Origin of the sequence: Escherichia sp. HH091_1A, assembly GCF_030295175.1 — a bacterium.
GTDB classification, from domain to species: domain Bacteria; phylum Pseudomonadota; class Gammaproteobacteria; order Enterobacterales; family Enterobacteriaceae; genus Escherichia; species Escherichia coli_F.
On record NZ_AP025747.1, the window covers coordinates 2,914,329 to 2,929,334 of the forward strand.

Below are 15,006 nucleotides of genomic sequence, written 5' to 3' on the forward strand. Positions count from 1 at the left end.
AATTAGCGGTCCACATCTGACATAACAAAATCGATACTGCCCAGATAAACAATCAGGTCAGACACCAGGCTGCCGCGGATCGCCGCCGGAATTTGCTGCAAATGCGCATAACTCGGCGTACGGATACGGGTGCGATAACTCATGGTGCTGCCGTCGCTGGTCAGGTAGTAACTGTTGATCCCTTTGGTCGCCTCAATCATCTGGAAAGATTCATTGGCAGGCATCACCGGCCCCCACGACACTTGCAGGAAGTGGGTGATCAGGGTTTCGATATGTTGCAACGTGCGCTCTTTCGGCGGCGGCGTGGTCAGCGGGTGATCCGCTTTGAACGGGCCTTCCGGCATGTTGTTGAGGCACTGCTCAAGAATGCGCAGACTCTGACGCAGTTCTTCCACTTTCAGCATTACGCGGGTGTAGCAGTCAGAAACACCACCACCAACCGGGATTTCAAAGTCGAAGTTTTCATAGCCAGAATAAGGACGCGCCTTACGCACATCGAAGTCGATCCCGGTAGCGCGCAAACCAGCACCGGTGGTGCCCCACTCCAGCGCCTCTTTCGCGCCGTAGGCGGCTACGCCCTGGGAACGGCCTTTCAAAATGGTGTTTTGCAGCGCCGCTTTCTCATAAGACGCCAGACGTTTCGGCATCCAGTCGAGGAACTCACGCAGCAGGCGATCCCAGCCACGCGGCAGGTCGTGCGCTACGCCGCCAATACGGAACCACGCCGGGTGCATACGGAAACCAGTGATTGCTTCCACCAGATCGTAAATTTTCTGACGATCGGTAAAGGCGAAGAACACTGGCGTCATCGCGCCGACATCCTGAATAAAGGTCGAGATATACAGCAGGTGGCTGTTGATGCGGAACAGCTCAGAAAGCATTACGCGAATGACGTTAACGCGATCTGGTACGGTGATCCCGGCCAGTTTCTCTACCGCCAGTACATACGGCATCTCGTTAACACAGCCACCGAGATATTCGATACGGTCGGTATACGGAATGTAGCTGTGCCATGACTGGCGCTCGCCCATTTTCTCCGCGCCACGGTGGTGGTAACCGATGTCTGGTACGCAGTCGACAATCTCTTCGCCATCGAGCTGCAAAACGATACGGAAAGCACCGTGCGCCGACGGGTGGTTCGGACCGAGGTTGAGGAACATGAAGTCTTCATTTTCGGTGCCGCGCTTCATCCCCCACTCTTCCGGTTTGAAGGTCAGGGCTTCCATCTCCAGATCCTGTTTGGCTTTGGTCAGCTCAAACGGCGAGAATTCGGTAGCGCGCGCCGGGTAATCTTTACGCAGCGGGTGACCTTTCCAGGTTTGCGGCATCATGATGCGGCGCAAATTGGGGTGACCGTCGAAAGTAATGCCAAACAGATCCCAGGTTTCACGCTCATACCAGTTAGCGTTCGGGAACAGCTTGGTGAAGGTCGGTACGTGCAGGTCGTTTTCTGCCAGCGCCACCTTCAGCATGATGTCGCGGTTACGATCAATAGATATCAGATGGTAGAAAACGGAAAAATCCGCGGCAGGTAACCCTTCGCGGTGTGTGCGCAGACGTTCGTCCATGCCGTGTAAGTCAAACAGCATGACGTAAGGTTTCGGCAGTTTCTTTAAGAAATCACCCACTTCCAGTAATTGTTCACGCTTGATCCACACAACGGGAACCCCGGTGCGAGTCGCCTGAACAGTAAAGGCATCCGGCCCAAAACGGTTGCGCAGTTCGCCAATCACCGGATCATCAAGATGATCGCGGATCTGCCAGGCGGGTTCTTGCGCGGTTAAGTCGGTCATATTGTTCACCATTGCAAATGGTCCGTGGTGACTGTCGGCGCAGTAAGCTTCGCGAAATAGATTTAGGAATAAGCGAAGAAAAATCCCTTTGCCGACAGGCGCAAATTAAATCTCGTCAGGTGTACGCAGGTTGGTAACGGCAATGCGTTCACCGCGCTTGCGTTCGCGCTCTGATTGCATGTTGGCGCGATAAACGCCCTGATCGCCAACCACCCATGAGAGCGGACGACGTTCTTTGCCGATAGATTCCTGCAACAGCATCAATGCCTGCATGTACGCTTCAGGACGTGGCGGGCAGCCCGGGATATACACATCAACCGGAATGAATTTATCGACGCCCTGCACAACGGAATAAATATCGTACATACCGCCAGAGTTGGCACAGGCCCCCATTGAGATAACCCATTTTGGTTCCAGCATCTGGTCATACAGACGCTGAATAACCGGTGCCATTTTGGTAAAGCAGGTTCCTGCAACCACCATCAGGTCAGCCTGACGCGGCGAAGCACGCAATACTTCTGCGCCAAAACGTGCCACGTCATGCACCGCGGTAAACGAAGTCACCATCTCAACGTAACAGCAGGAAAGACCGAAGTTATACGGCCAAATTGAGTTTTTACGACCCCAGTTAACCATGTCATTGAGCTTGCCCATAAACACGTTTTTGTTAACTTCTTGCTCCAGAGGGTCGGTTACGATCTCCTGCTTTTGCAGGGGGTAACGGTCGTTCTCACCGTTGGGATCTATGCGGGTGAGCGTATAATCCATCTTAATGCCTCGCGGTTAGCGTTGACGATTAGCGATACTGTTCGTTTCCGGGTTCATACGCTCGCGGCGTGAACGCGCGGGCGTCCAGTCCAGCGCGCCAATACGCACCAGATAAACCAGACCTGCCAGTAACACAAAAATAAAAATTGCAGCTTCCACAAAGCCTACCCAGCCGCTTTCGCGGATAGAAGTTGACCATGCGAACAGATACAGCGCTTCAACGTCGAAGATAACGAAGAACATGGCCACCAGATAAAACTTGGCGGACAGGCGTAAGCGGGCGGAGCCGACCGAGTCGATACCGGATTCAAACGGAACGTTTTTCGACCTCGCGCGTGCGCGACCGCCTAAAAACCAACCGCCTACCAGCATCAGGCAACACAGGCCAATGGCAACGATAAGAAAGATAGCGAATGCCCAGTGATGAGCGATGACTTCAGTGGATGTTGACATACTCATTGCTTACTCATCAAAAGTAGCGCCAGATTCACTGCTCTTCACGGCAGATGGACGCCACATCGATTCATGGGGAGGAATAAAAAAAACCTTACAATCACTGTAGAAACTCTTTTATACAGCTAATTGATGTGGTCTTTTACTCCTTTCTATAACCTTTTGTCAACTTTAACAAAAGTTTCTTCACATTAGTTTACATAATATCAACACCATTAGCATTTAATGCCCTTTCACCCCAGATCCTTGACGACTCCAGGATAATTAGATGTTGTTGAATCGTGTCCGTTGTGAAGCAATGGAAAAAATACGGGTCTATTTTGACAGGAATTTGTGTCGATTCCTCCCCCCAAAAGAGAGTATTTTCTTGATCTGTGACACGCTTTTGTCATTCCATAACAAAAACGCAGCAACAAATTTACGTATTTTTTAACATCATTGTAGCAGGTGATTTTTTTCAGGCGATTATTTGTGCGTTCGGGACGTGAATCTCTGGTGATTGAAAAATGAACAGTTTTGTGCGTTCTGCACGATACGAGGAAGGCTTTTTACTAAAAAAAAGCCGCTGGGGTTTAAAACACCCCCAGCGGCTCGTTTTTACACTATTGTCTTAGAAATTATCTATGGTCCATCGATTACTCGATATCCCTTTCAATTAACAATGAGTCATCGCCTTCCGGAGCAGACATTGGGCTGTATTGCCACGGATTATGGTAGCTCTCCATCGCCTGATAGATCACCTGGGCCAGCTCATTATTACTGGACGGGTCATAGCACAGCAAATATTCGGTATCGGGTAGCGGCGGTAAGCCATCTACTCCACTCAGCACACGCAGGTCTGGACTCATCATCTCGACCGGCCTTGCCGTCACGCCAAGACCGGCTTTCACTGCCGCACGAACGGCCGGAAGCGTCGAGGCGACATAAGCCAGTCGCCATGGAATATCTGCTTTATTAAGCGTCGCCAGCACCATATCGCGAAACGGGCTAGGATCATCCAGCAATACAAGAGGGATCGGCTCGCCTTTTTGCAATACGTATTCCGCTGCGCAGTACCAGTGTGTTGGCGAGGTACGCAGGTTCAATGCCTTAAACGTTGAAGGACGATGGGTGGTTACCATCAAATCCACTTCCTGGGATTCCAGCATTTCTGCCATATAGGCATTACGTTTAACGCGGACATCCAGCGCTAGTTTCGGATAAACCGAACTCACGCGATTTAACAGGAAAGGTAAGATCGTATCGGCAGATTCATCTGAAGCACCGATAGTTAACACGCCCTGAAGATTGCTGAACATTAATGATGAGCAGGCCTCATCATTAAAACGCAGGATTTTCCTGGCGTAACCAAGAAGTTGAATGCCATGTTCAGTTAACAGTTTGTTGCGACCGTGACGAGCGAACAGTTCTTTCCCAACGAGTTGTTCCAGACGCTGCATTTGCTGACTTACGGCGGACTGAGTACGACACACAGCGGCAGCTGCGGCAGCAAAAGTGTTCAGATCGGCAACAGCAACAAATGTTCTCAGCAGATCGAGGTCGAGGTTAATTATCGGACGATTTGCACTTATCATATATTATCACTTACTGGCGGCTCGTACTGAGCTGGTTAATGCTGTGCACACACAAACAAGCAATTCCATTTGTAATGTGCCTCCCTGGCAGTTTCATCCGGAACCCGGACGAAAGTAAAAATGCATATGAGTTGCACTAAAAAAGCGACTCACATTGTTCCGTTATAATGCCTGAAGTAGATCACAGAATATATCTTCAGGAATCGCATATCTATTAAGTTACTCACTCTTTTGTATTTATGACATGCGCGTGTTTGTATAAATGTAAATGTGAGTCCTTGTTCCACTCTCGTGCAGCATCGCTGGTCATACGCGAACACGTACAAACAGCAATGGTGAGGCGGCATCAAGAGCAGGGATCCGTCATTTATGCGAGCATTTTACCCCAAAAACCTTTTATTTATAAGGGTCATTGCGAATTATCTGATGCAAAGTTATGTTATGTTAGGCAAAGTAATCTTCTATTATTAATAAGCACAACAAAACCTTTTTGAATATTAAATAATAATTAATTAGCATCATCCTCATTCATTAATCCCGCTTAACAATAGTTTCACACCTTGCCCCCATTACGACACCTCGGAAATCATCACGCTGTTAAACTCTCCGTAATGCGGAAATATCATCATCACGATTCATTAGTGAATTCTTAAACGAGGCATTTTCAAACAATTATCTTACAGATAAAAAAACCACACCCACAATTAAGAATCAGAACAATTAACTACATAACATTAATTATTAAGCATATACACCTAATTATTTTGCCATTATTAAGTTATTAACAGCACAATCAAGCCTTCCCCTCTGGCAAAATCTTATTCTGCAGACCTTCAAAACGCCGTCCTGGGGGAGTACATTGTTCTAAGCTGACTTCCACGGCAGGGAGTGGCGATAACAGCAAAAAAGGTCAAGATTCATGTCCCCCATTGAAAAATCCAGCAAATTAGAGAATGTCTGTTACGACATCCGTGGTCCGGTGCTGAAAGAAGCAAAACGCCTGGAAGAAGAAGGTAACAAGGTACTGAAACTGAACATCGGCAATCCTGCCCCGTTCGGTTTTGACGCGCCAGATGAAATCCTCGTTGACGTGATTCGCAACCTGCCTACCGCTCAAGGGTATTGCGATTCCAAAGGGCTTTACTCCGCGCGTAAAGCCATCATGCAGCACTACCAGGCTCGTGGCATGCGTGATGTTACCGTGGAAGATATTTACATCGGCAATGGTGTATCGGAGCTTATCGTTCAGGCAATGCAGGCATTGCTGAACAGCGGGGACGAAATGTTAGTTCCTGCGCCTGATTACCCTCTTTGGACTGCGGCGGTTTCGCTATCCAGCGGTAAAGCGGTGCATTATCTTTGCGATGAATCCTCTGACTGGTTCCCGGACCTTGATGATATTCGCGCTAAAATTACGCCTCGTACGCGTGGAATCGTTATTATCAACCCAAATAACCCAACCGGCGCAGTTTATTCCAAAGAGCTTTTAATGGAGATTGTGGAGATTGCGCGTCAGCATAATCTCATTATCTTCGCCGATGAAATTTACGACAAAATTCTCTATGACGACGCCGAGCATCACTCAATTGCCGCGATGGCACCAGACCTGCTAACCATAACCTTTAACGGACTGTCGAAAACGTACCGCGTTGCGGGCTTCCGTCAGGGTTGGATGGTGCTGAACGGGCCGAAAAAACACGCTAAAGGTTACATCGAAGGTCTGGAAATGCTGGCTTCGATGCGCCTGTGTGCTAACGTTCCTGCGCAACACGCCATTCAAACCGCGCTGGGCGGTTATCAGAGCATCAGTGAATTTATTACACCCGGCGGGCGTCTTTATGAACAGCGTAACCGTGCGTGGGAATTGATCAACGATATTCCGGGCGTTTCCTGCGTGAAACCGCGCGGTGCGCTGTACATGTTCCCGAAAATCGACGCTAAACGCTTTAACATTCACGACGACCAGAAAATGGTGCTGGATTTCCTGTTGCAGGAAAAAGTCCTGCTGGTTCAAGGGACAGCATTCAACTGGCCGTGGCCGGATCACTTCCGCATTGTCACGCTACCACGTGTTGATGATATCGAGCTGTCTTTGAGTAAGTTCGCGCGTTTCCTTTCTGGTTATCATCAGCTGTAATCTTAATTTCACTGCCGGAGATTGCATCCGGCAGTGTTATCCCGCCACAATGACCTGATGATGTCATCATACGTAAGGTCACTATGAAACAGAGCCATTTTTTTGCCCATCTCTCCCGCCTGAAACTCATTAACCGCTGGCCACTAATGCGCAACGTGCGGACGGAAAATGTGTCCGAACACAGTTTGCAGGTAGCGATGGTCGCCCATGCGCTGGCAGCTATCAAAAATCGTAAATTTGGCGGTAATGTCAACGCCGAACGTATCGCTTTACTGGCGATGTACCACGATGTCTCAGAAGTTCTCACCGGCGATCTCCCTACTCCGGTGAAATACTTCAATTCGCAAATCGCTCAGGAATACAAGGCTATTGAAAAAATCGCTCAGCAAAAACTGGTCGATATGGTTCCGGAAGAGCTGCAGGATATTTTTGCGCCGTTAATTGACGAGCATGCATACAGCGATGAAGAGAAATCTCTGGTGAAACAGGCAGATGCACTGTGTGCATATCTGAAATGTCTGGAAGAACTCGCGGCGGGAAATAATGAATTCTTGCTGGCAAAAACGCGACTGGAAGCGACGCTTGAAGCGCGCCGCAGCCAGGAGATGGACTACTTCATGGAAGTCTTTGTTCCCAGCTTCCATCTTTCGCTCGATGAGATTAGCCAGGATTCACCGCTGTAAGCAGCCGGAGTCTGCGTCGCATCAGGCAATAAGCGCCGGATGCGACATCAGGCTCTTGTCAAAACGGAAACAGCATCGGGATCATCACCACACAAACCGCCATCACGATAATGGTGAACGGTACCCCCAACTTCACAAAGTCACTGAAGCTGTAATTTCCCGGGCCTAAAACCAGTGTGTTAACAGGTGAAGAAACCGGTGTCATAAAGGCGGCGGATGCTGCCATCGCCACGACCATCGCAAATGGATAAGGCGACACACCCATCGTTTTGGCAGCAGCCAGCGCAATCGGAGCCATCAACACCGCCGTTGCGGTATTAGAGATAAATAGCCCAATAACCGCCGACAAGACAAACAAACAACCCAGCATCATATGTGGCCCATAACCGCCGCCAATGTCCATCAGCCCTTTCACTGCCAGCGCGACACCTCCCGTTTTCTGTAATGCCACAGCAAACGGCATCATCCCAACGATCAAAATAATGCTCGGCCAGTGAATGGATTTATAGGCGCTTTCAGCATCGATACAACGGAATTTCCCCATCAGCAGGCAGGCGATGATAGCGGCAACAGGATTAGGGATTTCATCGGTAAGCATTAACGCTACCATCAACACCAGGCAAAAAATGGCATGAGGTGCCTGACTGTGTGCTGGCGATGCTTCACTCACTTCTTCTGGTAAGTTCAGCGCCACAAAGTCACGCCCCTGTTTTGCCAGCATACCGATCAGTTTCCAGTTACCCACAACCAGGATGATATCGCCCAGCAGCAGAGACTCATCCGCCAGCGAACCTTCCAGCGCCACGCCATTGCGCTTTAGCCCCACCACATTCAGTCCGTAACGGGTACGAAAACCAATTTCGCGCACCGATTTGCCAATAAGTTCTGACTCAGGAATTAATGAAATCTCTGCCATGCCCACATCAAGGGCTTGATCAGAAAAATACTCGCCGCGCAGTACCATCGGCTCCAGCAATTGCTCACTACAGAATTGCCGGAGATCGACATCAGCCGCAGACATATCAATAAGTAAAACGTCACGCGCGCGAAATTCAGAAACCCCGTTAACATTCACGATAACGCGACGAAAACGCCGCCAGCGTTCAACACCGATGACGTTAGCACCATAACGCTCACGTAATTTGAGATCATCCAGCCGTTGACCAATCATTGGCGAACCGGGGCGAATAGCCAGGCGACGCGCACGCCCGGTAAGTCGATATTCACGGATAAGATCGCGAAAAGTTCGACGCGTCCAGCCTTCGCGTTGCGGAGTTTGGGTATCCCCTTTCAGCATGAAACGCATCACTAACATATACAAAATACCCAGCACCAGCACGACCAGGCCAATAGGTGTTACGCTAAAGAAACTAAAACCATGATAGCCTTCACGCAGCAATTCACTGTTGACTACCAGGTTCGGCGGCGTCGCCACCAGCGTCATCATGCCGCTTATCAGCCCGGCAAAACTTAACGGCATCATCAGGCGCGACGGCGACGTTTGCATACGCATGGCAACGCTTAACACCACGGGAATAAAGATAGCGACAACGCCGGTTGAACTCATAAACGCGCCAAGCCCCGCGACGGTCAGCATCAACAAAACCAACATTTTGATTTCACTGTTGCCTGCCACTTTGACCAGCCATGTCCCCATTACGGTGGCCACACCGGTACGGACCAAACCATCGCCAATAATGAACAAGGCGGCAATCAGGACAACGTTAGGATCGGAAAAGCCGGAAAATACTTCGGGGACCGTCAGCGTTCCGCTTAATGCAAACGCGACAATAACAAACAAAGCGACCGCATCCATACGCACTCTGCCCGTCGCAAACAAGACGATGGCAACGGCCAGTAATGAAAGAACCCAAATCAATTCACCGTTCACAACTTATCCTTGTTAATTGAGGGGGATGACTTGATTCTGCCATAAAAAAGCCCCGACGAGACGGGGCTAAATCATGATCAGGTGTTTCACTGAATAATAACATCACCATTTGGCTGTTTGATCACAGTAATTTGCTCCAGACTGTGGAGGACTAAATCGACCTCATTCAGGCGCGGGGTATCTGCCGGAGCGTTAACCGCAATTACATGACAACCCGCCGCCAGGCCTGAAAGCACGCCAGCGGGAGCATCTTCCACCACCACACACTCTTGCGGCGCAAGCCCCAACAACTGCGCGCCTAAGAGATACGCATCAGGCTCTGGTTTTCCGCGCTTCACCCGCTCAGCGGTCACAAACACCTCTGGCGCGGGAAGTCCGGCTATTTTGTGGCGCGCTCGCGCTACGGGCATGGAGCCAGACGTCACAATGGCCCATGGAATCCCCACTTTATTCAGATGATTGAGTAAAGCGACTGCCCCCGGAAGTGCGGTAATACCTTCGGTTTCCGTGGCCTCGATTTGCTCCAGACGCGTAAATTCGGCAGCAATGTCTGCCTCGGATTTGCCCACCATAAAATGGCGCAAAGAGGTGATGGCCTGTTTACCGTGAATGAAAGCCAGCACCTCTTCCGGCGCTAACCCATGACGTCTGGCCCAGTTGCTCCACGCCCGTTCTACCGCAGGCAGGGAGTCCACCAGCGTTCCATCAAGATCAAACAGAAAACCTTTGCACCGCACATGGGCCTCCTCAGGCGTTGATAATTTGATTAATTTCGTTGGCGCTCAGATGGTACTGACGCGGGCAGGCATGCCACACATTAAGCATACGCTGATATTTTTCCCACATTGGCGTCTGGGCGTTAAAACCGTGAGTTCCGGCGTCAAAATGGGTATAGCGCCCCTCCACGTTAACCATAAAGCGCACATAACCGAGGTAACGTGCTTCAGTGGCGGCGTCAAAGCCAAGGAAGGTGACACGACGTTCATCGATGGATTGCTGGTCCTGCAAATTAGACCAGGAAACATGCAACGCATGATACATCTCCATAATGTCGATGATAGTGCGGCAGGTTTCTTCTTTCAGCTCGCCAAACTCGCGATCCAGCTCACGCATCTGTAATCCATAACCACGCTCAATGATTGTTTGCAGGCGACGGTAACGTTCAGCATTTGCCGGATCGAGCATAGTCATCATCTTGTACTGGTTAGACAAAATAAGACGTTGCGCGTTGGTCATTTCCATTGTTGACTCCTGTATCACTCTACTACGGTGAAAAAAAAGAAGGCTGAGTATGCCTTCTTTTATATGCGTAATCAGGGGTCAATTACAAATCATCAAGGAAAGTTTTATCCAGTTGTTTGAAGGCGCGCTTAAGCGTGTCAGCTAATGCCTGGTAATCAGGCTTACCTTCAACGGGTGCCAACACCTGTCCAGACTCTTGCAATTTACCGCGAACTTCATAAAACCAGTTAAGGATTGCAGGAGGTAATGGCGTTACAGAACGCTTGCCCAGCCACCATAGTCCTTGCATGGGTAAACTTAAGGCGAACAGCGCAGTGGCAACTGCCGGGCCCAGCTGACCGCCCAGGGCAATCTGCCAGCAGAGAGTAAATACGGCGATTGGCGGCATAAAACGGATCGCATAGCGCGTCATCTTGATAACGCGATTTTCGACAAAGACCGGGGCAAGGCGTTTTTCCAGCGGCCACGTCTTTGAGTAATGCTGTCCCCGGCGAAACAAGCTAAAAAAATTAACAGAACGATTATCCGGCGTTGACATGCTTCACCTCAACTTCACATATAAAGATTCAAAAATTTGTGCAAATTCACAACTCAGCGGGACAACGTTCAAAACATTTTGTCTTCCATACCCACTATCAGGTATCCTTTAGCAGCCTGAAGGCCTAAGTAGTACATATTCATTGAGTCGTCAAATTCATATACATTATGCCATTGGCTGAAAATTACGCAAAATGGCATAGACTCAAGATATTTCTTCCATCATGCAAAAAAAATTTGCAGTGCATGATGTTAATCATAAATGTCAGTGTCATCATGCGCTACGCTCTATGGCTCCCTGACGTTTTTTTAGCCACGTATCAATTATAGGTACTTCCATGTCGAGTAAGTTAGTACTGGTTCTGAACTGCGGTAGTTCTTCACTGAAATTTGCAATCATCGATGCAGTGAATGGTGAAGAGTACCTTTCTGGTTTAGCCGAATGTTTCCACCTGCCCGAAGCACGTATCAAATGGAAAATGGACGGCAATAAACAGGAAGCGGCTTTAGGTGCAGGCGCCGCTCACAGCGAAGCGCTCAACTTTATCGTTAATACTATTCTGGCACAAAAACCAGAACTGTCTGCGCAGCTGACCGCTATCGGTCACCGTATCGTACACGGCGGCGAAAAGTATACCAGCTCCGTAGTGATCGATGAGTCTGTTATTCAGGGTATCAAAGATGCAGCTTCTTTTGCACCGCTGCACAACCCGGCTCACCTGATCGGTATCGAAGAAGCACTGAAATCTTTCCCTCAGCTGAAAGACAAAAACGTTGCTGTATTTGACACCGCGTTCCACCAGACTATGCCGGAAGAGTCTTACCTCTACGCCCTGCCGTACAACCTGTACAAAGAGCATGGCATCCGTCGTTACGGCGCGCACGGCACCAGCCACTTCTATGTAACCCAGGAAGCGGCAAAAATGCTGAACAAACCGGTAGAAGAGCTGAACATCATCACCTGCCACCTGGGTAACGGTGGTTCCGTTTCTGCTATCCGCAACGGTAAATGCGTTGACACCTCTATGGGTCTGACCCCGCTGGAAGGTCTGGTAATGGGTACTCGCTCTGGCGATATCGATCCTGCGATCATCTTCCACCTGCACGACACTCTGGGCATGAGCGTTGACGCAATCAACAAAATGCTGACCAAAGAGTCTGGCCTGCTGGGTCTGACCGAAGTCACCAGCGACTGCCGTTATGTTGAAGACAACTACGCGACAAAAGAAGACGCGAAGCGCGCAATGGACGTTTACTGCCACCGTCTGGCGAAATACATCGGTGCCTACACCGCGCTGATGGATGGTCGTCTGGACGCTGTTGTATTCACCGGTGGTATCGGTGAAAATGCCGCGATGGTTCGTGAACTGTCTCTGGGCAAACTGGGCGTGCTGGGCTTTGAAGTTGATCATGAGCGCAACCTGGCTGCACGTTTCGGCAAATCTGGTTTCATCAACAAAGAAGGCACCCGCCCTGCTGTTGTGATCCCGACCAACGAAGAGCTGGTTATCGCGCAAGACGCCTGCCGCTTGACCGCCTGATTCCACACCGCCAGCTCAGCTGGCGGTGCTGTTTTGTAACCCGCCAAACCGGCGGTAACGAAAGAGGATAAACCGTGTCCCGTATTATTATGCTGATCCCTACCGGAACCAGCGTCGGTCTGACCAGCGTCAGCCTTGGCGTGATCCGTGCAATGGAACGCAAAGGCGTTCGTCTGAGCGTTTTCAAACCTATCGCTCAGCCGCGTACCGGTGGCGATGCGCCCGATCAGACCACGACTATCGTGCGTGCGAACTCTTCCACCACGACAGCCGCTGAACCGCTGAAAATGAGCTACGTTGAAGGTCTGCTTTCCAGCAATCAGAAAGATGTGCTGATGGAAGAGATCGTCGCGAACTACCACGCTAACACCAAAGACGCTGAAGTCGTTCTGGTTGAAGGTCTGGTCCCGACACGTAAGCATCAGTTTGCCCAGTCTCTGAACTACGAAATTGCTAAAACGCTGAACGCGGAAATCGTCTTCGTTATGTCTCAGGGCACTGACACCCCGGAACAGCTGAAAGAGCGTATCGAACTGACTCGCAACAGCTTCGGTGGTGCAAAAAACACCAACATCACTGGCGTTATCGTTAACAAACTGAACGCACCGGTTGATGAACAGGGTCGTACTCGCCCGGATCTGTCCGAGATTTTCGACGACTCTTCCAAAGCAAAAGTAAACAATGTTGATCCGGCGAAGCTGCAAGAATCCAGCCCGCTGCCGGTTCTCGGCGCGGTGCCGTGGAGCTTTGATCTGATTGCGACCCGTGCGATCGATATGGCTCGCCACCTGAACGCCACCATCATCAACGAAGGCGATATCAACACTCGTCGCGTGAAATCTGTCACTTTCTGCGCACGCAGCATTCCGCACATGCTGGAGCACTTCCGTGCCGGTTCTCTGCTGGTGACTTCCGCAGACCGCCCTGACGTGCTGGTTGCCGCGTGCCTGGCTGCCATGAACGGCGTAGAAATCGGTGCCCTGCTGCTGACTGGCGGCTACGAAATGGACGCGCGCATTTCTAAACTGTGCGAGCGCGCTTTCGCTACCGGCCTGCCGGTATTTATGGTGAACACTAACACCTGGCAGACTTCTCTGAGCCTGCAGAGCTTCAACCTCGAAGTTCCGGTTGACGATCACGAGCGTATCGAGAAAGTTCAGGAATACGTTGCTAACTACATCAACGCTGACTGGATTGACTCTCTGACTGCCACCTCTGAGCGCAGCCGTCGTCTGTCTCCGCCAGCCTTCCGTTATCAGCTGACCGAACTGGCGCGCAAAGCGGGCAAACGTATCGTGCTGCCGGAAGGCGACGAACCGCGTACCGTTAAAGCAGCCGCTATCTGTGCTGAACGTGGTATCGCAACTTGCGTACTGCTGGGTAACCCGGCTGAGATCAACCGCGTTGCAGCCTCTCAGGGCGTAGAACTGGGTGCTGGCATTGAAATTGTCGATCCAGAAGTGGTTCGCGAAAGCTATGTTGGCCGCCTGGTTGAACTGCGTAAGAACAAAGGCATGACCGAAACCGTTGCCCGCGAACAGCTGGAAGACAACGTGGTTCTCGGTACGCTGATGCTGGAACAGGATGAAGTTGACGGTCTGGTTTCCGGTGCTGTTCACACCACCGCAAACACCATTCGTCCGCCGCTGCAGCTGATCAAAACTGCACCGGGTAGCTCCCTGGTATCTTCCGTGTTCTTCATGCTGCTGCCGGAACAGGTTTACGTTTACGGTGACTGTGCGATCAACCCGGATCCGACCGCAGAACAGCTGGCAGAAATCGCGATTCAGTCCGCTGATTCCGCCGCGGCCTTCGGTATCGAACCGCGCGTTGCAATGCTCTCCTACTCCACCGGTACTTCTGGTGCAGGTAGCGACGTAGAGAAAGTTCGCGAAGCAACTCGTCTGGCGCAGGAAAAACGTCCTGACCTGATGATCGACGGTCCGCTGCAGTACGACGCTGCGGTAATGGCTGACGTTGCGAAATCCAAAGCGCCGAATTCTCCGGTTGCTGGTCGCGCTACCGTGTTCATCTTCCCGGATCTGAACACCGGTAACACGACTTACAAAGCGGTACAACGTTCTGCCGATCTGATCTCCATCGGGCCGATGCTGCAGGGTATGCGCAAGCCGGTTAACGATCTGTCCCGTGGCGCACTGGTTGACGATATCGTCTACACCATCGCGCTGACTGCGATTCAGTCTGCACAGCAGCAGTAATCTCGTCATCATCCGCAGCTTTGCGCTGCGGATACCTGAACCGGAAATAGTCACTATTTCCGGTTTTTTATTCTCTTAATTTGCATTAATCCTTTCTGATTATCTTGCTTAACTGCGCTGCATCAATGAATTGCGCCATCTCACTTTGCATACTTACCACTTTGTTTT

At 50.5% G+C, this 15,006-nt stretch carries 12 protein-coding genes; 4 read left to right on the plus strand and 8 right to left on the minus strand.

Annotated elements, in window-relative coordinates; genetic code table 11:
* Positions 1-2: 2 nt before the first annotated feature.
* From nuoC to lrhA, 4 genes are all read right to left on the minus strand, one after another.
* Positions 3-1,805, minus strand: coding sequence for an NADH-quinone oxidoreductase subunit C/D (gene nuoC / locus QUF14_RS14715; protein WP_100733809.1), 1,803 nt, complete (start codon positions 1,803-1,805; stop codon positions 3-5).
* 93 nt (positions 1,806-1,898) lie between these two features.
* Positions 1,899-2,561: an NADH-quinone oxidoreductase subunit NuoB gene (gene nuoB, locus QUF14_RS14720; RefSeq protein ID WP_000386733.1), complete on the minus strand. Its 663-nt coding sequence runs from the start codon at positions 2,559-2,561 to the stop codon at positions 1,899-1,901.
* A 15-nt stretch (positions 2,562-2,576) separates the two neighbouring features.
* The gene (gene nuoA / locus QUF14_RS14725) at positions 2,577-3,020 is read right to left on the minus strand and encodes an NADH-quinone oxidoreductase subunit NuoA (RefSeq protein ID WP_000062997.1); all 444 of its coding nucleotides are present in this window, start codon (positions 3,018-3,020) and stop codon (positions 2,577-2,579) included.
* Between the two features lie 629 nt (positions 3,021-3,649).
* Positions 3,650-4,588 carry a transcriptional regulator LrhA gene (lrhA, locus tag QUF14_RS14730; protein WP_000622290.1) on the minus strand — a complete coding sequence of 313 codons (939 nt, stop codon included), beginning with the start codon at positions 4,586-4,588 and terminating at the stop codon, positions 3,650-3,652.
* A gap of 919 nt (positions 4,589-5,507) precedes the next feature.
* Between lrhA and alaA the strand changes: the two genes are divergently transcribed.
* Together alaA and yfbR are read left to right on the plus strand one after the other, a co-directional pair.
* A complete protein-coding gene (gene alaA, locus QUF14_RS14735; protein WP_000074523.1) occupies positions 5,508-6,725 on the plus strand; it encodes an alanine transaminase AlaA in 1,218 nt (405 codons plus the stop codon).
* Positions 6,726-6,808: 83 nt separating this feature from the next.
* Positions 6,809-7,408 (plus strand): 5'-deoxynucleotidase, encoded by a 600-nt coding sequence (gene yfbR / locus QUF14_RS14740; RefSeq protein ID WP_000813867.1) that lies wholly within the window; start codon positions 6,809-6,811, stop codon positions 7,406-7,408.
* 58 nt (positions 7,409-7,466) lie between these two features.
* On the opposite strand, the gene QUF14_RS14745 is transcribed toward yfbR, so the two are convergent.
* The 4 genes from QUF14_RS14745 to yfbV form a co-directional block, all read right to left on the minus strand.
* Positions 7,467-9,299 carry an SLC13 family permease gene (locus tag QUF14_RS14745; RefSeq protein ID WP_100733808.1) on the minus strand — a complete coding sequence of 611 codons (1,833 nt, stop codon included), beginning with the start codon at positions 9,297-9,299 and terminating at the stop codon, positions 7,467-7,469.
* A gap of 86 nt (positions 9,300-9,385) precedes the next feature.
* A complete protein-coding gene (gene hxpA / locus QUF14_RS14750) occupies positions 9,386-10,036 on the minus strand; it encodes a hexitol phosphatase HxpA (protein WP_001203411.1) in 651 nt (216 codons plus the stop codon).
* A gap of 10 nt (positions 10,037-10,046) precedes the next feature.
* Positions 10,047-10,541 (minus strand): YfbU family protein, encoded by a 495-nt coding sequence (locus QUF14_RS14755; protein WP_000426124.1) that lies wholly within the window; start codon positions 10,539-10,541, stop codon positions 10,047-10,049.
* An 82-nt stretch (positions 10,542-10,623) separates the two neighbouring features.
* The gene (gene yfbV / locus QUF14_RS14760) at positions 10,624-11,079 is read right to left on the minus strand and encodes a terminus macrodomain insulation protein YfbV (RefSeq protein WP_000106627.1); all 456 of its coding nucleotides are present in this window, start codon (positions 11,077-11,079) and stop codon (positions 10,624-10,626) included.
* Positions 11,080-11,416: 337 nt separating this feature from the next.
* Between yfbV and ackA the strand changes: the two genes are divergently transcribed.
* A complete protein-coding gene (gene ackA, locus QUF14_RS14765) occupies positions 11,417-12,619 on the plus strand; it encodes an acetate kinase (protein WP_000095712.1) in 1,203 nt (400 codons plus the stop codon).
* Positions 12,620-12,693: 74 nt separating this feature from the next.
* Positions 12,694-14,838 carry a phosphate acetyltransferase gene (pta, locus tag QUF14_RS14770; RefSeq protein WP_000086716.1) on the plus strand — a complete coding sequence of 715 codons (2,145 nt, stop codon included), beginning with the start codon at positions 12,694-12,696 and terminating at the stop codon, positions 14,836-14,838.
* Positions 14,839-15,006: the final 168 nt, after the last annotated feature.

Excerpts from the sequence above, each read along its gene's own strand:
- ackA (WP_000095712.1), top strand. The coding sequence starts at position 11,417 with ATGTCGAGTAAGTTAGTACTGGTTCTGAACTGCGGTAGTTCTTCACTG.
- lrhA (WP_000622290.1), bottom strand. The coding sequence starts at position 4,588 with ATGATAAGTGCAAATCGTCCGATAATTAACCTCGACCTCGATCTGCTG.
- yfbV (WP_000106627.1), bottom strand. The coding sequence starts at position 11,079 with ATGTCAACGCCGGATAATCGTTCTGTTAATTTTTTTAGCTTGTTTCGC.
- nuoC (WP_100733809.1), bottom strand. The coding sequence starts at position 1,805 with ATGGTGAACAATATGACCGACTTAACCGCGCAAGAACCCGCCTGGCAG.
- nuoB (WP_000386733.1), bottom strand. The coding sequence starts at position 2,561 with ATGGATTATACGCTCACCCGCATAGATCCCAACGGTGAGAACGACCGT.
- alaA (WP_000074523.1), top strand. The coding sequence starts at position 5,508 with ATGTCCCCCATTGAAAAATCCAGCAAATTAGAGAATGTCTGTTACGAC.
- nuoA (WP_000062997.1), bottom strand. The coding sequence starts at position 3,020 with ATGAGTATGTCAACATCCACTGAAGTCATCGCTCATCACTGGGCATTC.
- QUF14_RS14755 (WP_000426124.1), bottom strand. The coding sequence starts at position 10,541 with ATGGAAATGACCAACGCGCAACGTCTTATTTTGTCTAACCAGTACAAG.
- yfbR (WP_000813867.1), top strand. The coding sequence starts at position 6,809 with ATGAAACAGAGCCATTTTTTTGCCCATCTCTCCCGCCTGAAACTCATT.